At 38.5% G+C, this 18810-nt stretch carries 17 protein-coding genes and 2 pseudogenes; 10 read left to right on the top strand and 9 right to left on the bottom strand.

Annotated features, from left to right (window positions below; all coding sequences use genetic code 11):
• Positions 1-55: 55 nt before the first annotated feature.
• Together BMY85_RS12805 and pcrA are read right to left on the bottom strand one after the other, a co-directional pair.
• On the bottom strand, positions 56-727 hold the full coding sequence (locus BMY85_RS12805; protein ID WP_092478665.1) for a hypothetical protein: 672 nt from the start codon (positions 725-727) through the stop codon (positions 56-58).
• A gap of 21 nt (positions 728-748) precedes the next feature.
• On the bottom strand, positions 749-3097 hold the full coding sequence (pcrA, locus tag BMY85_RS12800; RefSeq protein ID WP_092478664.1) for a DNA helicase PcrA: 2349 nt from the start codon (positions 3095-3097) through the stop codon (positions 749-751).
• Positions 3098-3231: 134 nt separating this feature from the next.
• Here pcrA and BMY85_RS12795 point away from each other — a divergent pair, with 134 nt between their 5' ends.
• The gene (locus tag BMY85_RS12795; protein ID WP_092478663.1) at positions 3232-3870 is read left to right on the top strand and encodes a DUF1836 domain-containing protein; all 639 of its coding nucleotides are present in this window, start codon (positions 3232-3234) and stop codon (positions 3868-3870) included.
• A 79-nt stretch (positions 3871-3949) separates the two neighbouring features.
• On the opposite strand, the gene BMY85_RS12790 is transcribed toward BMY85_RS12795, so the two are convergent.
• Both BMY85_RS12790 and BMY85_RS12785 read right to left on the bottom strand, forming a co-directional pair.
• Positions 3950-4261 carry a YerC/YecD family TrpR-related protein gene (locus tag BMY85_RS12790; protein ID WP_092478662.1) on the bottom strand — a complete coding sequence of 104 codons (312 nt, stop codon included), beginning with the start codon at positions 4259-4261 and terminating at the stop codon, positions 3950-3952.
• 99 nt (positions 4262-4360) lie between these two features.
• Positions 4361-5095: a phosphatase gene (locus BMY85_RS12785; RefSeq protein ID WP_092478661.1), complete on the bottom strand. Its 735-nt coding sequence runs from the start codon at positions 5093-5095 to the stop codon at positions 4361-4363.
• A gap of 161 nt (positions 5096-5256) precedes the next feature.
• Between BMY85_RS12785 and rlmD the strand changes: the two genes are divergently transcribed.
• From rlmD to BMY85_RS12770, 3 genes are all read left to right on the top strand, one after another.
• Entirely contained in the window at positions 5257-6666 is a 1410-nt protein-coding gene (gene rlmD, locus BMY85_RS12780) for a 23S rRNA (uracil(1939)-C(5))-methyltransferase RlmD (protein WP_092478660.1), read from the top strand.
• Between the two features lie 206 nt (positions 6667-6872).
• Positions 6873-7703, top strand: a complete 831-nt coding sequence (locus tag BMY85_RS12775; RefSeq protein WP_092478659.1) for a hypothetical protein — start codon at positions 6873-6875, stop codon at positions 7701-7703.
• Positions 7703-8545 carry a hypothetical protein gene (locus BMY85_RS12770; protein WP_092478658.1) on the top strand — a complete coding sequence of 281 codons (843 nt, stop codon included), beginning with the start codon at positions 7703-7705 and terminating at the stop codon, positions 8543-8545. The genes BMY85_RS12775 and BMY85_RS12770 overlap by 1 nt, the downstream gene beginning before the upstream one ends.
• A gap of 47 nt (positions 8546-8592) precedes the next feature.
• On the opposite strand, the gene BMY85_RS12765 is transcribed toward BMY85_RS12770, so the two are convergent.
• Positions 8593-9186 (bottom strand): hypothetical protein, encoded by a 594-nt coding sequence (locus BMY85_RS12765; protein WP_143066389.1) that lies wholly within the window; start codon positions 9184-9186, stop codon positions 8593-8595.
• A 436-nt stretch (positions 9187-9622) separates the two neighbouring features.
• Between BMY85_RS12765 and BMY85_RS12760 the strand changes: the two genes are divergently transcribed.
• The 6 genes from BMY85_RS12760 to BMY85_RS12735 all read left to right on the top strand — a co-directional run bounded on the left by BMY85_RS12760 (position 9623) and on the right by BMY85_RS12735 (position 15513).
• On the top strand, positions 9623-10816 hold the full coding sequence (locus BMY85_RS12760) for an ABC-three component system protein (protein WP_092478656.1): 1194 nt from the start codon (positions 9623-9625) through the stop codon (positions 10814-10816).
• Positions 10785-11021, top strand: coding sequence for an ABC-three component system middle component 7 (locus tag BMY85_RS16375; RefSeq protein WP_408643267.1), 237 nt, complete (start codon positions 10785-10787; stop codon positions 11019-11021). Before BMY85_RS12760 ends, BMY85_RS16375 begins: the two co-directional genes overlap by 32 nt.
• A complete protein-coding gene (locus BMY85_RS12750) occupies positions 11011-12696 on the top strand; it encodes a DUF2326 domain-containing protein (RefSeq protein WP_092478654.1) in 1686 nt (561 codons plus the stop codon). Before BMY85_RS16375 ends, BMY85_RS12750 begins: the two co-directional genes overlap by 11 nt.
• The gene (locus BMY85_RS12745) at positions 12689-12919 is read left to right on the top strand and encodes a helix-turn-helix domain-containing protein (RefSeq protein ID WP_092478653.1); all 231 of its coding nucleotides are present in this window, start codon (positions 12689-12691) and stop codon (positions 12917-12919) included. Before BMY85_RS12750 ends, BMY85_RS12745 begins: the two co-directional genes overlap by 8 nt.
• A 108-nt stretch (positions 12920-13027) precedes the next feature.
• Positions 13028-13987, top strand: a complete 960-nt coding sequence (locus BMY85_RS12740; protein WP_092478652.1) for an AvaI/BsoBI family type II restriction endonuclease — start codon at positions 13028-13030, stop codon at positions 13985-13987.
• 14 nt (positions 13988-14001) lie between these two features.
• The gene (locus tag BMY85_RS12735) at positions 14002-15513 is read left to right on the top strand and encodes a DNA methyltransferase (protein ID WP_207646555.1); all 1512 of its coding nucleotides are present in this window, start codon (positions 14002-14004) and stop codon (positions 15511-15513) included.
• A 50-nt stretch (positions 15514-15563) separates the two neighbouring features.
• Here the strand turns inward: BMY85_RS12735 and BMY85_RS12730 are convergent.
• From BMY85_RS12730 to BMY85_RS12715, 4 genes and pseudogenes are all read right to left on the bottom strand, one after another.
• Positions 15564-16878: pseudogene (locus tag BMY85_RS12730) on the bottom strand (hypothetical protein).
• 55 nt (positions 16879-16933) lie between these two features.
• Positions 16934-17128 carry a hypothetical protein gene (locus tag BMY85_RS12725; protein WP_092478651.1) on the bottom strand — a complete coding sequence of 65 codons (195 nt, stop codon included), beginning with the start codon at positions 17126-17128 and terminating at the stop codon, positions 16934-16936.
• 68 nt (positions 17129-17196) lie between these two features.
• Positions 17197-17760: a DUF2815 family protein gene (locus tag BMY85_RS12720; protein ID WP_092478650.1), complete on the bottom strand. Its 564-nt coding sequence runs from the start codon at positions 17758-17760 to the stop codon at positions 17197-17199.
• Positions 17761-17773: 13 nt separating this feature from the next.
• Positions 17774-18664: pseudogene (locus BMY85_RS12715) on the bottom strand (DUF2800 domain-containing protein); the annotation flags it as partial.
• Between the last annotated feature and the right edge of the window lie 146 nt (positions 18665-18810).

Raw genomic sequence — 18810 nt, 5'->3', positions numbered from 1 at the left:
AGGCGGTATATAAATTCAGGCACATCATTTTTAATCAGTTATTTATTATCATTAATTATTTGGCTTTTACGTTTAAATAAGGATTTGGAAGCATTAATTCCATCTGGTAATCGTTGCTTAATGAAACGTTAGCACCTGAAAGAGATATACTAGGTGATAACGATAACACACCTTGCTGATGATAGTATCTAGACCATAAACATAAATTACTACTTTTTATAGTTGCACGACAGCTTATGTATCCACGATCATCCCAAGCTTGATGATCTTTGATGCCATCTGCATGGGTAGTATCTTTTGCAAAAGAAAATGAAAAGCCTACCCCGTGTGAGGATGTAACGGTTGGTCTGTTTTTTTTTCGATTTTTGGGGATTTCTAACCAATGAAATGAATATGATAACATTACTGTGTTATCGTCTAAACCAAAAACATCAACTCTTTGTTGCAACTTACCACCTGTAGTTGATTTTACATCTTTATCTGGTAGAACTATGTAGTTACTTGTTAATAATGATGTGCTGTTATTTAAAATGTTTCCGTTTTCATCAGTTGTGCTAACAATTTCATTTTCATTAAATGAAGTTGCATTTGCAATGAGTTCTAAATCACTATCAGGAAATGTATTAACAATTTCTTCGTAAGTGTAGCCATGTTTTAGTAAGAACTCAATTCCTTTCTGAATATCGTTTGTTTGTGCATTGGTAATAAAAGGAAGCCTTGTATGCAAAGCCTCCTAACTTAATTGGAATTATAGTTTCTTTAATCTGGCCACAGAAGCACGAAGCTTTCTTTGGCTGCCACCAAAATCAACAGTTACTTCATAATCTGTGCCGCTTTGCTGCATTTTGGTAACCATTCCGGTACCAAATTTAATATGCTTAACGGTATCGCCAACTTTGTAGTTAGGCTGGAATGCTTTTGCCGTAGGAGCTGAAAGTCCTTTTTGAAGGCCTGGAATACTGTTAAGGGCTTTAGTTCCTGTTTTGGGTTTGTCAAACATGGCAGCTGATTTTCCAATAGGAGCAGACTTCTGATAAGGAGAAGATGCCATTTTGTTGGAAATGGTACTGTAATTTGAAAAACTGCCATAAGAATTACCGAATGCAGAATCTTCTCGTGGGAATCTAGGAGTTTTAATAGTACCTTGCTGTTTTAATAAATAACGAGGAATCTCATTAATAAAACGGGAAGGTTTGTTAAATTTCATTTCTCCATTCTGCATACGCATTTTAGCCGCACTTAAAGACAGTTTTGTCTGGGCTCTTGTAATGCCAACGTAGCATAAACGGCGTTCTTCCTCAATTTCCGAAGCATCGTCTGAAGTAATGGTCATATAGCTTGGGAAAATGCCGTCTTCCATACCGCACATATACACGTAAGGGAACTCAAGCCCTTTGGCACTGTGAATGGTCATCAGAATAACTACATTAGTGTCGTCTGTAACATTATCAATATCAGCAATTAAAGATACTTCTTCAAGGAAATTACTTAAAGATGGCTCGTCGGCAGAATCCAGATAGGAAACGATTTTGTTACGAAGTTCCTCAATGTTTTCAATACGAGTCTGGGATTCAATGGTTCCATCTTCTTTTAGTTCTTCCACGTATCCAGTTGCTTCAATAATTTCATCAAATAGGTCTAAAAGAGAGTAATCGGGATTTTGTATTTTTCCTTTTAATATTTCCATCATGCTGACAAATGGACTGATTTTACTAGCACCACGGCCAAGTGCTGGGATGTAGTCTGCTTCCTTTAGTGCCTGATAGAAACTTATCCCCTTTCCAATTGCATGAACCTGTACTTTATCAACACTGGCTAAGCCGATTCCACGCTTTGGAACATTAATAATACGTTTTACCGCAATATCATCAGTTCCATTGTCAATTGTTTTTAGATAACAAAGCAAATCTTTAATTTCTTTTCTTTGATAAAAGTTTACCCCGCCAATAATCTTATAAGGGACATTTAGATTGACTAAGCGTTCCTCTAGAATACGGGACTGAGCATTCGTCCGGTATAAAATGGCAAAATCATCATAATTTTTTCCACCATGAAGAACAGCAGACGCAATGTCTGATGCAATGGATTCCGCTTCCTCCCAATCCGAATCAAATACCTGCCAGTAAATCGGATCGCCTTCTTCTTTTTCTGTCCAAAGAGCTTTGGATTTACGTTCTGTGTTATGGGCAATTACTTCATTTGCAGCAGCCAGAATATTTTTGGTAGAGCGGTAGTTTTGCTCTAACTTAATGACTGCCGTATCTGGATATTCTTTTTCAAAATGCAGGATATTGTAAATATTGGCTCCACGGAATTTGTAGATGGACTGATCATCATCACCTACTACACATAAATTATGTTCCACTTCACCAGTTTCGTTAATGGTAGAAGCTAAAGTACGGATTAGTTCAAATTGTGCTGTATTGGTATCCTGGTATTCGTCTACCATAATATACTTAAAGCGGTTCTGGTAATAGCCAAGAACATCTTCGTTAGTCTGGAATAATTCTACGGTTTTGTTTATTAAATCATCAAAATCAAGGGCATTGTTTTTCTTAAGCCTAGCCTGATATTCTTTGTAAACCTTAGTGATGGTTCGCTTGCCAAAGTCCACCTGGTTTTCCCTTTCAAACTGTTCAGGCGATATGAGTTTATCTTTGGCACTGGAGATGGCTGCCATTAAGAAACGCTCTTTGTATTTCTTCGTATCAATATCTAAATATTTGCAGACTTCACGGATTAATGTTTTCTGGTCATCCGAATCATATATGGCAAAGTTTGTATCATATCCTAATCGGTCAATGTGTCTTCTTAATATACGGACGCAAACAGAGTGGAAAGTGCTGACCCAGATATTTTCGGAACCGTATCCCACAATTTTATCCACACGTTCCCGCATTTCCCGTGCAGCTTTATTGGTAAAGGTAATGGCAAGAATGTTCCAGGGATTTACACCTGCTTCGCCGATTAAATATGCGATTCTGTGAGTTAAAACTCTTGTTTTCCCAGAACCTGCACCTGCAAGAATTAACAAAGGTCCACGGTCATGCATTACTGCTTTCTTCTGTTCTGGATTTAATGTATCGTAAATGCTCATAGAGGCCTCCAATTAACTATTATTTTTACAAACATACGTTTCTATTATAGCATTGGTCATATCCATTTACAATAAAAAAATGGCTTGCGATATGGTTTTAAATACTATATAATAGGGAGCAGAGGTGATTTCTTGTGACAGTTAAGAACGAGGATTATGTGCGATCACTGTTAAGGAAAATGGAGCGTGTGAATTATATTAAACCGTCTGAAGTACCAGATATTGATTTGTATATGGATCAAGTCACTACTTTTATGGACGAGCACTTAAAGTCTTGTAAGCGGTATGAAGATGATAAAATGCTTACGAAGACAATGATTAATAACTATACGAAGAATAACCTGTTGCCTTCTCCAAGTAAGAAGAAGTATTCCAAAGAACACATGTTATTATTAATCTTTATCTATTATTTTAAAAGTTTTCTTTCCATTAGTGATATTCAGATGATTTTTGAACCGCTTACAGAGCGTTTTTATGGAAAACTGGATGGCATAAGTCTGGAGGAAATTTACAAAGAAGTATATCGTTTTGAGCGAAATCAGATTGATAGATATGTGAAAAGTGTAATCAGACAATATAAAGACGCAGAAGAAACTTTCCAAAATGCTGAAAATGAAGAAGATCGTGAATTTTTAACAACATTCTCTTTTATCTGCATGTTAAGCTTTGATGTATACTGTAAGAAAATGATGATTGAAAAAATAATTGACGAACAGCTGGCACCTATGGCAGCGAAGCGTGAGAAAAGGGAAAAAGAGAAAGAAAAAAAATAGCTCGGAACTGCAGGTTTCCGAGCTTGTTTATTTTATGCAAAATTCAGGCATGCTTTATTTTTATAAAGCAAAATGTATTCTAGTCCTGTTCCTTTTTTACTAGTTCAGGTGCAATTCGTTCAAATACCAGGTCATATCCGTCGTTTCCATAGTTTAAAGAACGGTTTACTCTGCTGATTGTAGCAGTAGAAGCCCCTGTCTTTTCTGCAATTTCCAGATATGTTCTGTGTTCTCTCAGCATTTTTGCAACTTCAAAACGTTGGGATAATGACAATAATTCATTTATAGTGCATATGTCTTCAAAAAATGTATAGCACTCTTCTAGACTATTTAAACTTAATATTGCATCAAATAAAAAATCAACAGCCGGTGTTTTTAACTTTTTATTCATGTAATCTCCTCATTTCAAAGCGTAACTGTGATAAAACATCATAAAAATCCCAGAATGCGCTTAAAACTAATTTTTTATTTATTTTATCACAGTAAAGTTTTAAAGTAAAGTTGTATGTTTGTTTTTTGTTAAAATATATTCTTCAATTAAATTCTGATTATAGTTGACAATAAGTTCCTTAGGGAATGCTGCTGCATCCGTCATTTCTTTTGCAAAGGTAAAGTTCGCCACATCATAGCAGATATGCGCATCACTTCCATAGATAACGGGAACCCCTTGTTCCTTGCATAAAGACAGGTAAGTCATTACATTTTCCCTGGTATTCTGGCGGAAACTGTTAGGGGATAGGGAACTGTTATTTACTTCCAGTACCACATGATGTTCTTTGGCTGCACGTACAAGTACTTCATAATCCACAGGAATGCGTCCATCATCAGGATGTCCAATAATGGAAATCTTTGGATTTTTCATAGCACCTAAATAGGCATTGGTATTTTCTGCTGCAGAGCCACATTCATAGCAAGGGTTGTGAAGGCTGGCAATAATAATATCCAAACGGTTCATTAGGTCGTCATATAAATCAAGGGTACCATTGGCGTCTATTATATTTGCTTCCGCACCTAGAAGTAATGTTAAACCGCCATATTGTCTAGGAACTGCTTTCAGATTTTCAAAATAGAAAATATGACAGGTTCCTGGCATCTTAGGTGCATGTTCTGTAATTCCAAGATATTTCAGCCCCTTTTCCTTTGCCATCGTAATCATTTCGCTCATTGTACTGTAAGCATGACCACTAGCAAGGGTGTGGGTGTGGGTATCAATTAGAAACTCCATCGTTTCACTTCCATTCTACTCTATTCAAATAAATATTATTTAACCGACTTATTATTATAGTAAATCATTCAGAAAATGACAAGGGCCGATTTAAAACTTCTTGACGGCTTATCTATGAAATAGTAGAATGGACGAAGAATATATATTTGAAGGAGCATACAATGAAAAAGGGCCAAGTATATGAAGGCATTGTAGAAAAAGCCGATTTTCCAAGTAAGGGAATCGTAAAAGTGGAAGGTAGAAAAGTGACGGTAAAGAACACACTTCCAGGTCAGAAAATCCGCTTTTCAGTAAATAAAATAAGAAATGGAAAAGCAGAGGGACGGTTACTGGAAGTATTAGAACCCTCCACCCTAGAGACACGTGAAGCAAAATGTCCAGCTTTTGGACCTTGTGGCGGGTGCAGCTATCAGACAATTTCATATGAGAACCAGCTGCAGATGAAATTGAGACAGGTGACAGATTTACTAAATCCTGTTGTGCCAGAATATGAACTGCTGGGAATTAAAGGAAGCCCAGATGAATGGCAATACCGCAACAAGATGGAATTCTCTTTTGGAGATGAATTTAAAGATGGCCCACTTGCTCTAGGGCTGCACAAACGTGGCAGCTTCCATGATATTGTAAATGCCAGAGACTGTAAAATCGTTCATCCGGATTATAACATCATATTAAAGTGCATACTTGCGTATTTTACGGAAAGAAATGTGGATTTCTACCACAGATTATCCCATACAGGCTGCTTACGTCATCTTTTAGTGCGTCGTGCTGTGAAAACAGGGGAAATTTTAATCAGTCTGGTTACTTCTTCTCAGAAAAATGTGGATTTAGAACCACTGAAGGAAAAACTTCTTAGTCTATGCCCTGCTGTAACAGGTGGGGAGGCAATAGAGGGCGAGACATTAGAAGGCAGAATAGCTGGTATTCTTCATATTGAAAATGACAGTTTAGCCGACGTAGTGCAAAGTGATAAAACGGCGATCTTATATTGTCAGGATTATATTATGGAAGAACTTCTTGGATTGAAATTCAAGATCTCTGCTTTTAGTTTCTTCCAGACAAATTCCCTTGGAGCAGAAGTGCTTTACCGTACTGTACGAGATTTCATTGGTGATACAAAGGATAAGTTAATCTTTGATTTATATAGTGGAACAGGTACCATTGCGCAGATTTTGGCTCCTGTTGCGAAAAAGGTTGTAGGTGTTGAGATTGTAGAGGAAGCAGTAGAGGCAGCCCGTGAAAATGCAAAACTTAACGGATTAGACAACTGTGAGTTTATTGCTGGGGATGTTCTTAAGATGCTGGATACGATTGAAGACAAGCCAGATTTAATTGTGCTAGATCCTCCTAGAGATGGAATTAATCCTAAGGCGTTAGCAAAAATTATTGAGTATGGTGTGGATCGTATGGTATATGTGTCTTGTAAGCCTACTAGTCTGGCCAGGGATCTTGTGACCTTGCAGGCTAGAGGATATAAGGTGGAGAAGGTTTGCTGTGTGGATATGTTTCCTCAGACGGTGCATGTCGAGACGGTAGTTTTGCTGTCAAAGGTGAGCACATATAGAGAATAAAAGTATTGATTTCTAAGGCTTATTCAGGCACTATCGTTAAACGATAGATTTGGCCTTGGATAGGCCTTTTCTTTTTAGGATAAAATAAACTCAGTAGGAACTGGTCCATAGCAGGGGGCTGACACTACTCTATGGACATATGAAAAATGCATACAGTTCAACGATAGGTTTATAAATATATGAGGAATGAAAGGAACTGGTGATTTATGAATGAGCTGGTTTTAGCAACTTATATTAAGGTTCTTCAGGGTGGATTTGCTAGGGAAAATTCGCAAGAATCAGCAGCCAGGTTAATACTAGAAGCAATTACTAATCAGGAAGAAGCAAATTGTACTTGTGATCTTAGTTCAAAAAAAGTTAGTAATATTATTAATCGAAAAGATCCTGTACCAGAAGATATTGTTATAGCATCTGCAGATCAAAAAATAATAAATGGGGTTTATAAATATTTCACAGAAGTAATCCTAAAGGCATTAAATCCTAATCTTGCATGTGACGTCTACGAAAAGCTGTTTGATCTCATAAAAGATGATAGTACTATTTCAACAGTGAAAAAGAACGATTTGGCGACTCTTTATTATACAAAAGAGTATGATCATTATTTGGCAGAAATATTTTTATATGTTCTAGGTAAGAATAATAAGAAAAACAGTAAGTCGATAATACAGCGCCCGAAAAGGCTATTATACAAAAGCTCTATACTGTCAGATGATGGAGCGACTGAACAGATTTATAAAACTTTTAATCGCATTACAAAAATCGACGACATCAGCGTTAACGGCAAGTATGTCTTAGAAGGCCCATTTTCATTTGATTCTTTTTATGACAATGATGGAGCAAGAAGTATAAGAGTCAAGACGATATTTGGTGGATTAGTAATATGCGGGGATACATCATTAGATAATTGGATTTCAAGAAGCTATGTGAATAATGTTACAAAAGTTAAAAGTGTTACATGTATAGCATGGCTTGAGGTACTTGAAAAGAGCGAGGATGAAATGATAGTTCACTATTTTGCTATTGGAGACGGATTATAATGAAAAAACCAAATAAGAATATGGAAGCATTTCTATTAGGGGTATTTGCTGGTGAACTTTTAATTTCCAAAGGATGTATCCAACCTGATTTTCAAGTTGAAAATGTGGGGATCAGGAATGGGATACCGGTGCTAATGGATTATGCAGATATAATAGGTGTTGAATTACCTGCAGCACTAACAAGGGATGTTATTAGAATCATAAAAGAATCTATTTTTTCACTTGTTGATAACTACGAAGGATCTTTTGAAGCACAAAGCTATGTTAGAGCAGGATTCTTGGCAAGATCCGGAATGTTGGGTCATATGGTATATGAAGATGCTCGCGACAATGGATATTCTAGTTTCTTATTCGTGGAAAAATCATTAAGAAATACCGCTCATAGTTTGGGAAGAATTACAAAGTGGGAAGATGTAAAACCATTGATAGGTGAGTGGATAGAGATACCTCTTGATTTGCTGAATGTACAGTCGGACTTGGAACTTAAGCAAGAAAAAGAGAAAAAAATAATACATCCTTTGAATGGTTACTATTTGCAGAATACAGTACATATAATGAGCCTGTTGGATCATGGTATTCTCAGAGACGAGAAAAAATGTGCTCAGATCTATGCGGATATTTGCATTAGTGCACTTCGGTATGGGATGCCTTATATGGCATATGGGTATGCTCAAAAATGTCTGACAATGGCATCCACAAATGAAATACTTTCTATTGGTGAATTAGTAATCAACGAAACCCATGATGCTACAAGAGAATATAAGGATTATGTTGATAAATTTATAGAACTCGAAGATTTCCAATTAATGTGGATTTTAGAGGACTTTGATATTACGATTTAGGGGGAAGAAAAGGCAGCAAATAGAGTTTTGCTGCCTTTAATAATCGATTAACGATATTTCTTATCGAAGAGTTCCTTTGCAAGCTTCTGGGTTTTCTCAATAAATGCATACCCCTGAGTCTTACCTTTACCAAGCTCTACTTTACTGAGAATTTCATTTTTCTGATATCCGTCGATAAGTAGCTGCATGATTTTACCCATGTTCGCATCCTGTTCTGCAAGGTCATCGATTAACATACTAATTGTCATTAAGAACATAGCATTATCTTCGTTTTCAGTGGTTCCTGTAGGGTCGTAGCCAGAACCATCTTCATCGTCAATATTATCCAAAAACTCATCAAGAGATAAGTCGTCGGAAAGAATGCTGTCTTTGTGCTTAAGATACCGCTCCACGTCATCATTAAAAATCTTCATGTACGATTCCATATTACCCTTTTTGTTAGGGATGAAGACAACGGGGACTTTCTTACCATGACGGAATGTCCAGGTTTCAACGTTGTCATAATTGAGGCCCGCTGGTTTAAGTGTCTGGGCCATCTCCTTGGAAAGAACTACAGGAACAAGTTCTTCATCGGCTCTGATAGCCTGTCCATTGAATGATGCTCTATTACTAAAGTTTCTATAAAATTCGTCTTTTGCCATTTTGATTTCCTCCTTAGGTTGGCCCGGAGGAAATCCGTCAGGCAGCTTGAAAAAAGAGCGTAGTTGACCACCAAGATAAATTTCCTCCATCTTGTTCTGTGGCCAGCTCGTCTCAATGAACTGACGCTGTATTTAGTTTTCCAATCAGAGACCGTTGAGACGGACACTTGCGTCCAAGCATCCCTGCCCTGAATGGGAATCTTTTAACGTCTTACTCAGGACGTATTAATCAGAGAAATATTTATGCGAAAGCATAAAAAATAATCTTAAAGGATAGATTTTTGCGTCTGCGCGTGATATAATGAATAACGATAGTGGGCTCAAACGGTCTTTCTCTGAAGCTGCTTTAAGTATAAATTTTTGAGGAATGAATGTACTTGCCACCGTTTTGCCACTGTTTTGCCAATATTTTTCTGTTGAGAAGGGAGAAATATATTTGAACGAACTGATACTGTCTACATTCATTCAGATTATGCAGAGTGGATTTGTAAGAAATGATAAGCAAGAAGCAGCAGGAAGGTTTTTACTAGAGTCAGTATCCCTTCAGGAAGATGCGAATTGTACAACTGATTTAAACTCCAAAAAAATAAGCCGTCTGGTCAGCAGGAAAGATCCTGTCCCAGACGACATAAAGCAGGCATCACTTGATAGCAAGGTTGCGGATAAAGTATATGAGTATTTTAAGAAAGAAGTATTGGCTGACCTCAATCCAAATCTAAAGTACGATATATTTGAAAAGCTGTGTAAGGTTATTGAGCAGGATGTTCAAGTAGCAAGAAAAAAGAAAGAAGAGTTTAAAAGTCTTTTTGATAATGCCGAGTATGATAAATTTCTTGCAGATATTTTTTTATATACGCTAAGTAGAGATAATAAAAAGGTTTCAGATAAGGTAGAGCCTCAGGATGTACCATTCCTAACAGAGGTGAATTATGAATGTCCCATCACGCATGATAAGTTAGTGGAATATGTGAAAGATGTTCCTATGCGTAGGTATGTAATCACACAGATTTTTCCAGACGATTTGACGGAGGATGAACTAAAAGAGTTTGAAAAAGTAGTTCCAAGGCCGCAGGATTACGATTCGGTAAGCAACCTTATAGCACTTGGGGAGAAAGCATCTGAAGAATATTTGCTTAATCCTACAGTTGAAGAGTTTAAAAAACTGCGTGACATAAAAGAATTTCTATCAACGCGATATGAGGCCCAGAAGTCGATAGATCGTATGGAGCTTGAAGAAGATATAAGGATAGCCTTGGCAGCGCTTATGGAAATAAAAAATCCATCAAAAATGATTGGATTGGACTACAAGGCATTAAGAATTGATGAGAAGATTAAGAATGAGCCGCTATTAAAAAATGAAGTGCAGAATCATGTACTTCAATATTATAGAACTATAGAAGGTGCATTCAACGACAGTGAGGCTGATTTTGATACTATAGCAACAGAGATTAAACTAAGCTCTTTAAAGCTTGAAAAGGCTGGTTTGTCAAAGGAAGACGTTATTGAGAGTTTGGCAGAGTGGATAAGAAAAAAGGCAAATTTAGGAGACAGGAGTAGGACAGCTTGCCGCATAGTGGTGGCTTTCTTTATTCAGAATTGTGAGGTGTTTAGTCGTGAGATTTCCAAGTAAAGTAACGACATATAAAGAAAGTACAATATCAAAGTTTCCGGTATTATTGTCTTACCTTGAGAAGAGTGACATGACGCCGGGGGAGTTATATAAAAAGGTGAAAAACAAGGTGACAGATGTTAGGGAGTATATGGAAATACTCGACTGTCTATATACGTTAAACAAGATAGAACTAAGAGAGGAGATGCTTCATTATGTTGGTTAGAGTGCAGTGTGACAAGTTTGTTGCCAATGGAAAGAAGCGTCCAGCAATTGAATTTCATGAAGGGCTAAACGCTATTCTTGGGGATGAGGATAGATCTAATTCCATAGGAAAATCAACACTTTTAATGATACTTGATTTTGTATTTGGAGGCGAAGACTATGTAAAAAAATGCCAGGATGTCCAGGAAAATGTTCTTGAACATACCATAAATTTTACATTTCTGTTCGATGGTCAGGAATACCATTTTGCGCGAAATACAGTAGATTATATGTCAGTTACGAAGTGTGATAAAGACTATAGACCTAGTGAAGGCGCAGATAAAATGCATATAGACGACTTCAGGGACTTTCTTGCTGAGAAGTATGCGGTTAATACTGAAGGGTTAGCTTGGCGAGGAGCGATGTCAAAATTCATCCGGGTATATAAAAGAGAAACAATGGATGAAGAGAGGCCTTTACAATCTGCAAAGCAGGAGAATGTGAAGGACGCAATCAAGAAATACATGCAGCAATTTAGCAAATATAATGTTGTTGATGCGCAGATAAAGCAGGCAGATAAAGCCGCTGATGAAAGGGATGCATTTAGAAAAACACAACAATATGAGCATATTCGTGCTGCAAAGAATCAAAAAGAATACGACGAAAACGAAAAGAAAGCGGCTGAATTAGAAATTCAGGAGCAGCAGTTAGCTGAAAATAGTAGTAAAGGATTATTAGATCTTGATAGCATGCAGGCGCAGCGCTTAAGTGAATTAAATGAAATGCTTATAAATTATCGTAGGCAACGCGCAAAAGTACAAACACAGCTTAATTCGTTAAGACGAGAAATGACTGAAGGGAAAAAGAGCTTTAAAAAAACGTTTACAGAATTAGAAAAGTATTTCCCGCAAGAAGAGTTTAGGGCTTTAACAGAAGTAGAGCAGTTTCATCAGAGTTTGGCAAAGGTCTTAACTACAGAGTTTAAGGAAACAGAAAAAGATCTCGCGACGGCGTATGTTTTGCTTGGCAATGAAATTGTAAGTATAAAAGAGCAGATTGCCGAGGTGAAAAGTATTCCTAATGTTACTCAGGCAGTGCTTAGAGAGTATGCGAGAATAACTACAGAGCTGAACAACCTTCGAGAAGCTAATAAAAACTTTATTACTTTTGAACGGCTTAAAAAGACAGCCGCAGAATATGCTGAGACAAGAGATGAAGTGATTGCAACCCAATTGTCTGATATAGAAACTGTTGTAAATAAGAAAATGCGAGAAATCACAGCCAGGATTGTCAAGAATGATATTCAGCGGCCACCTACTTTGCAGTTAGAGAAGCTTGGTAAATATAGTTTTAGCACAAGAGATGATGGTGGAAGTGGTGCTCAGTTCAGAGGGTTAATTACTTTTGATTTAGCTAACATGGAGGTGTCTAATATTCCATTTATCGTTCATGATTCTGACTTACTGGATCCGATTGAGAAGCCAGCATTGACGGAAATAATAAAAGAGTATGATGCAGTAGGGAAGCGAGGACAGCAGACATTTGTATCATTCAGATCATTAGACTTTTATGCTGAGGAAGCGAAGCCCCTAATAAAAAAGAGAAAAGTAATTGAATTATCAGGTAATGGTAATCAGCTTTTTGGCAGAGGTTGGAACAAAGAGCCATTAAAAGAAGAGGAAAACAAAAATGAATAATTCCACAACACAACTAAAAACACATTTTAGCTATAATCCGCTATGGCATCTGCTTATTGATAGAGGAATAAAAAAACAGGAATTGCAGAAAATGAGCCATGTTAGTGCTGCTTCAATAGCAAAAATGGGTCGATGTGAAAACGTAACAATGGATGTTTTGCTTCGGATTTGTGAAGCTTTGGATGTTGAGCTTAACGATATTGTTGAGCGTGTTCCTAATTAAGTAAGCCTGAAACTAAAAAATTGTAAATATATAAGTAGAGATATTGAGTCCATTTTTTAGGACACATAATGATTTATAGTAAGTATAGAACCTGAGGAGGATAATAGTATGTCTTTTAATTCGTTTATAACAAGTGCTGAGAGCTTAGTAACAACACATGAGCAGACAAGAGCTGGTTTTTTAAGCATTGCGCTAGAAAAAAATAAGGTGGGTGACCCATATGTAAAGAATGCATTGGCCTTTAAGGCTATGGTTAGTCATACTACTTCGCCAGATGATTTTTGGTGTATGCCCAACATACGTCCTTTTTTGTTAACTGCCGCTGGGTTGTCGGATAAGTCTATGAATTATTTAACTGAAGACGATCAAACTGCGGCCATTAAAGAATTGATAGAAAAATTTTTGAAACCAGCAGGAGCTGACTATATTGACGAGGCAACATATCGTTATTTGTTGATCAAGGGTGATGCTGTTGGAGGCACCATGAGAAATAAGATCGGTGCATTAGGACAGGAGAAACTTATTAGAGCAATTTTTTCTAGTATGGATGTCCAAGGGATAGATTGCTATTGGTTATCTGGTGATGATAAAACTTTTACATGGAAAAGAAAAGCGGTGGGGCAGGCTGATATAGAATCACAGGTAAAGGCTTTACATTGGAAAAATACGAATGGTGACAGAATACTTGCTTTTAATATGACTATACCAACAGTTAAGAAAAACGTTGATATTTGTTTGTATAAGAGCAATACTACTGAATACGATAAAGGGAAAATCGTTAGAAGACCAGAGAGAGCAATTATGTTAGGTGAGCTCAAAGGAGGAATTGACCCTGCGGGAGCTGATGAACATTGGAAAACAGGAAATACCGCGCTTATACGTATTAGAGATTCGTTTAGTGCTGCGGGATATCCCGGTATAAAAACATCCTTTATCGGCGCAGCAATCGCAAATGCTATGGCTGTAGAGATTTATGATCAGTTACAGGATGAAGTGCTAAGTAATGCAGCTAATTTGACCGACGTTAATCAACTAGTCGAGTATTGTAACTGGATAATTCAACTGTGAGGTAATAAGAAAAAATGGAACAGATGTCTTTTTTAGAAGAAATAGGAGTGGTAGCTGATAAGTCCGAATATATTGTAGATAAATTTTCAGCAGGAGATTTGTGTGATGAGCGGGCTAGACAAGCATTAGAAGAGAAATATGAATCAATTCTAGAGGTAACAAACAGATTCGACAGAAGAAGTGTAAGCTATCAGCTAAGTAAAAAGGATGCTTTACATAGTTGGCTTAAATATAAAGAAGGCTTTTCTGCTGACTTGGTTGGTCAGATTTTAGATGATATGGAGGCTAAACCAGGCGATCTTGTTATGGATCCATTTATGGGGTCGGGAACTACTGCGTTAGTATGTCAAATGAGGGGAATTAATAGCATAGGATTTGATATTATGCCAATTTCTGCAGTAGCTATTAAAGCCAAGGCAAATGTCATGAGATATGACCAAGATGAAATTAGGAAACTAATTGCAGCAGTAAAAAATCTTAGTTTACCAGATGGTTATAAGGGATTCACGCCATATGTGACTATCACCGATACGGCTTATCCGGTATTTAATGGTCAATTTATTCAGTACTCATCAGATTGGATCAAAACAACAACTTTTGATGATACTGTTAAAAATTTATTTACATTAGCAGTTTTGAATTCGTTAGAACGGTGTAGCTATACCACTAAGTCGGGGCAGTATTTAAGTTGGGATTGTAGATCTGATAAAGTTAAGAATGCAAATATTATACGAAAAGAGCAAGGAAGGAAGCTTCTTCCTGAAAAACATGTTAGAGAAGAGATACAGAATGTTCAAGACACAATAGTTGCTGAATTAGAGCACATATTAGCTGATATAGAGATGATTCAGGCTCAGGGAGAAAAGGAATACACTTCTGAAATAGACTATCGAGAAAAGAGTGTACTTTATGGATTAGCTGAATTAGAAGATGGTTGTCTCAAAGGTGTAATTACATCGCCACCATATTGCAACAGGTACGATTATACAAGAACTTATGCTCTTGAATTGGTTTATTTGGGGGCTACAGAGGACGGAATCAAAAAAATGCGTCAAGATTTGTTATCGTGTACTGTTGAGAGTAAAACAAAAGTTGAAGCACTAAAAGAGTACTATTCGTCTATTGGGCAAGAAGAACGCTTCCAAAAGATATATGACACGATACAAAGTAACGCGGCCTTTACTGAAATAAAAACGGCGATGGATAAACGAAAGGACAATGGAGACTTAAATAACAAGGGCGTTATAAGAATGATAGAAGGATATTTTACCGAATTAGCATTCATATACGCTGAATTATATCGATTGTGCAAACCTGGAGCACTGGTAGCCTTTGTAAATGATAATGTGAGATATGGGGGAGAAGTTATCCCTGTAGATTTTTTGTCTACTAGTTTTGCTGAACAATTTGGATTTAAGGCAGAGAAGGTGTACTGTTTGAAGCAGCAGAAAGGTAATAGCAGCCAACAGATGGCTAAGTACGGAAGAGTTGCATTGAGAAAAAGTATAACTATCTGGAGAAAATGATTAGGCATAATAAGAAGCAGCACTGGATCACGCCGGTGCTGCTTTTCTTTTTAGTCTTTTTTATAGAATGATGTTACATAACCGTCCGCTCGAAGTAAAATGTCTGGGAACCATTCAGGGTTGTGCGCCATAGCCTTGCAGACGTCATCGAGGGATACATCTTCTTTGCATTCGATGAGAAGCTCATCGTGCACGTGCCCACAAATAAGTGCACCTGGCAGGTTCTTAATGGCATTCATAAGAAGGTCCCTGGAAATAGCCTGGACCACATTCTCGACGAATTTTGGACCGTAGCTTTCAAGACGCTCCCATTTCTTTGTGGAGTCGATACCTTCATAGGTTACGCTTTCTCCACCGAACTGGTTTTCACCGATCCTTGGCTTAATATATGTGAGCTTACGTCCGGACGGGAGAGTGATAAATAACATGCCGCTGCGCCAAGTAAACTTGATGCCATGCGTTTCAGTGCTGCTGTGCATTTTAATTGCATTCTTTACAGCAGTATCAACATCCCACCACAGGGATACGATATTGGGATTTGATTGCCTCCAGACCCTGTTCGGATAACCAGGCTTTCATTTGAACTACGCTGTTAGGGTTCTCAAGGTCCGTCATGTCTTTCATTTGATCGGAGATGTCTGTCTTAGAACGCTCGTCAAAGGCGATGGCATTTTTTACAAGCTGCATATCTACGAGAATGCCCCTGTCATTTATCTGCTGGTCCAGGTGGTACTCATCCCAAATAAAGTCGGGGACCGGGAACTTGTGCAGCTTTTCTTTTATGCCCATTTCTGTAACAACATCTCGCTCATTGTAGGACTTAAAGGTGGACCATTTATCGGGAGCGTGCTGCGGAAGGTTACGAGTCCTGCCGCCATTAGTTTTTGTGGGTTTGCAGGGAACACAGAAGTACCGGATGAGATCCTTGCCTTCTTTCATTTTCTGTTCCTTAAGTCCGAGTACAGCACCAACGCCCTCAAGAGAAAGAGGAAGTCCCATGTAAGCAGTCCAAATCATAGTACAGCGCCATGAGACAGGGTTTAAGTAATTACCGGTAGTGTCATTTTCAGGGCCGTAGCTTTTAAACTTGTCAGGGTAGTTCTTTTTGAGCCAGTAGGATAAGCAGACTCTTTCGAACACTGCGTTGAAAGCCCATTTAATTACGGTATCGTCTACCAAGGCATTAATAATGTCTTTAGGGATTGCATCACCGCAGGCAAGGTCATAAACAGTTACGGGGCCTCCGTCAATGGACACTCCAAAGAGAAGTATCTCAAAATTATCTGACTCGGCGTATTTGTAGACGCCGCTTTTCTTTATATCAACATCGCTGTAAGTTTCTAAGTCGATGGACATTTCATGTATTGTCATAGCATCCTCCTAAAATAAGGCGGCAGCAGAATGTGCTACCGCCCTGAGATTATTTATTGTCTGCTTCGGTTGTTTCCTTCTTCTTGAAGAGGTTAGGGCAGAGCCATTTGAGAAATTTCTTAGCAAGCCCAAACACCCACTTCCATACTGCGACAAGCCCGCAGCCCCAGAAAAAGAGTGTAATTCCGATTAAAGTTCCTCGGATAGAAGCGTCGATTAACTGGTTAATATAATCCATTGTCATTGATTGTCACCATACCTTTCAGAAGATGGGCGGCAGGCGTACCCACCGCCATGATTGTCAGTAGTTTGTTAGCTAAGGAAATCGTCGTCTTCCTCGGTGGCAAAGTCGTCCTCGGCTCTGGACTTACCACCAAGAGGCTCGCCATCGCGGATCTTCTGAAGGTTGTTAAGACCGCAGGCAATTCCGCGATTACCGTTGGAGTTGAAAGCGTAAAGGTTAATGGATGCTCTACCATACACACCGCTGTAAACCTCGGAGCGGTCAAGGATAGGCTGGCGATCTGCGTCTACGATTCCAGGTGCAGTAGCAGAGTTGGCGTTGATGAAGTAGCTGTTCGCGTAAGCTTCATCGCCCGGTCTCTCCTTGTCACCGTCACGAAGAGGAGTCTTGATAACATCAAGAGCAGGACATACCTTGGCGGTACCCTTAAGCTTGGACTCGCCTTCCTCGTAAGCAGCCTGGATAGCAGCCTTAATCTTGTTAACAGTTACGGTATCATTCTTAGGGATGATGAGGGAAACGCTGTACTTAGGTGCGCCTCCGTTGATTGACTTAGGATCCCATACGTTAGCGTAGGACCATCTGGTGTTCACTCCTGTGATCACCTTAGTAGGGTTTGCGATTTTAGACATAATATTTTCCTCCTTAATTGTCTTTGGAATCATCTGCTGCAGTGTTCATGGCCGGACGTTTGTCAGACTCAGGAACAAGAGCTGGTTTGCCTGGCGGCTTGTAAACTAAGTCACCTAATAATTCTTCAAACTTCTTTTTCCCGAGAAGAGTGCTCATGGCGGTAATGCCGAGGAGCTTCTTCTCATAAGGGTCGTAACCGGCTTCAGATACCTTTGAGGCAACAACAGCTTCATCTGTGTATTTGCGGTTGCTTCGGCCTTCAACGATTTTGAAACCTTCATAATGTGTACCGGACTGAGCCTGGGTAAGCGCATAATCCTTGATGTCATTGCCCCATGCAATTAACTGATCGATACGAGGCAGGATAGCTGCAATTTCGTAATCATCAAGTGTTGCGGGCATCTCAAAGTCATACTTTGCAAGCTCAAGGTTTGTCTCAGCACGTTTTCTGCAGGTGGCTTTGACCTTGCAGAACTGGCAGTGGTCGCCAGCCTTAAACTCACCTTTGCCTTCATAGGCGAGGGCAGCGGTAGGTTTTAATACTTCCTCAGCCCATTTGAGTAGTTCCTCTTTGGAAATGCTCCAGGTGGAAACATTCTCACGACGGGGCTGGAAGATTGTCATTTCGATGGTGTTCACGTCGTATAAGTCATCGAAGGCTTCTAAAGCACCTAAGGCATAGCACATCATTTGTGTATTACCTTCGCTTTCAACCAGGACACCAAGACCATGCTTGTAGTCGATGATATGAAGCACTTCGTCTGCAATAATGACGCAGTCACCGGTACCGAAACCATTCTCTACGTAGCGGGAGAAGTCCAAGCGCTGCTCGATAAATACAAGAGGATCGCTGCAGTATTCTTTGGCTTTCTCATATTGCTCAAGAACGTAGCTGCAATATTTATAAATGCTAACATAAATAAGTACAGAAAATCTAATATAAATATGTACAAAAACTGATTATAATAGATTCCTGATAGGAGGCGCTATTATGATCATTCAAACTAATATAACCACTGATTTAACTATATATTCCTTAAATGATTTAA

Source organism: [Clostridium] polysaccharolyticum (assembly GCF_900111595.1).
Classification (GTDB): domain Bacteria; phylum Bacillota; class Clostridia; order Lachnospirales; family Lachnospiraceae; genus Clostridium_AI; species Clostridium_AI polysaccharolyticum.
This window is presented reverse-complemented; position numbering and strand designations above follow the sequence as displayed.

Coding starts and splice junctions, on each gene's coding strand:
- BMY85_RS12750 (WP_092478654.1), top strand. CDS start 11,011: ATGTTGGTTAGAGTGCAGTGTGACAAGTTTGTTGCCAATGGAAAGAAG.
- BMY85_RS12745 (WP_092478653.1), top strand. CDS start 12,689: ATGAATAATTCCACAACACAACTAAAAACACATTTTAGCTATAATCCG.
- BMY85_RS12740 (WP_092478652.1), top strand. CDS start 13,028: ATGTCTTTTAATTCGTTTATAACAAGTGCTGAGAGCTTAGTAACAACA.
- BMY85_RS12725 (WP_092478651.1), bottom strand. CDS start 17,128: ATGACAATGGATTATATTAACCAGTTAATCGACGCTTCTATCCGAGGA.
- pcrA (WP_092478664.1), bottom strand. CDS start 3,097: ATGAGCATTTACGATACATTAAATCCAGAACAGAAGAAAGCAGTAATG.
- rlmD (WP_092478660.1), top strand. CDS start 5,257: ATGAAAAAGGGCCAAGTATATGAAGGCATTGTAGAAAAAGCCGATTTT.
- BMY85_RS12770 (WP_092478658.1), top strand. CDS start 7,703: ATGAAAAAACCAAATAAGAATATGGAAGCATTTCTATTAGGGGTATTT.
- BMY85_RS12785 (WP_092478661.1), bottom strand. CDS start 5,095: ATGGAGTTTCTAATTGATACCCACACCCACACCCTTGCTAGTGGTCAT.
- BMY85_RS12775 (WP_092478659.1), top strand. CDS start 6,873: ATGAATGAGCTGGTTTTAGCAACTTATATTAAGGTTCTTCAGGGTGGA.
- BMY85_RS12765 (WP_143066389.1), bottom strand. CDS start 9,186: ATGGCAAAAGACGAATTTTATAGAAACTTTAGTAATAGAGCATCATTC.
- BMY85_RS12735 (WP_207646555.1), top strand. CDS start 14,002: ATGGAACAGATGTCTTTTTTAGAAGAAATAGGAGTGGTAGCTGATAAG.
- BMY85_RS12720 (WP_092478650.1), bottom strand. CDS start 17,760: ATGTCTAAAATCGCAAACCCTACTAAGGTGATCACAGGAGTGAACACC.
- BMY85_RS12790 (WP_092478662.1), bottom strand. CDS start 4,261: ATGAATAAAAAGTTAAAAACACCGGCTGTTGATTTTTTATTTGATGCA.